Raw genomic sequence first — 408 nt, 5'->3', positions numbered from 1 at the left:
TCCTGCTGCTTAGGCTGAGCCTGAGCCTGAGCCTGAGCCTGAGCCTGAGGTAGAGCCAGAAATTGAAGCTGAGCCTGAACTTGAAGTAGAGCCTGAAATTGAAGTAGAGTCAGAGCTTGAAGTTGAGCCTGAACCTGAAGCAGAGCCTGAAGTTGCAGCTGAGTCAGAAACTGCAGCTGAGCCTGAACTTGATGTTGAATCAGAAGATGATTTTACCGATACGTCTTCTAATTTACTCGATCCAGAAGACGCGCTTGATGAGTACAATGATGAAAACCTCGATAGCGTTGATGAGCTACTGAGCGAGTTAGAACAAACAAGTGATGATTATGTAGAAGCACCTGATTGGTCAGTTGATGGCTTAGACGAGCAATCTGAACCAGAAGAAGAGCCTGAGCTTGAAGCCGA

The 408-nt window shown here is 46.8% G+C and carries 1 protein-coding gene; it reads right to left on the bottom strand.

Features of this window, described 5'->3' with window-relative positions; all coding sequences use genetic code 11:
* Nucleotides 1–9: 9 nt before the first annotated feature.
* Complete coding sequence (locus tag CWB78_RS18815) at nucleotides 10–267, bottom strand: hypothetical protein (protein WP_171040363.1); 258 nt, start codon at nucleotides 265–267, stop codon at nucleotides 10–12.
* Nucleotides 268–408 lie beyond the last annotated feature (141 nt).

Origin of the sequence: Pseudoalteromonas sp. S1612, assembly GCF_005887175.1 — a bacterium.
GTDB lineage: Bacteria > Pseudomonadota > Gammaproteobacteria > Enterobacterales > Alteromonadaceae > Pseudoalteromonas > Pseudoalteromonas undina.
This window is presented reverse-complemented; position numbering and strand designations above follow the sequence as displayed.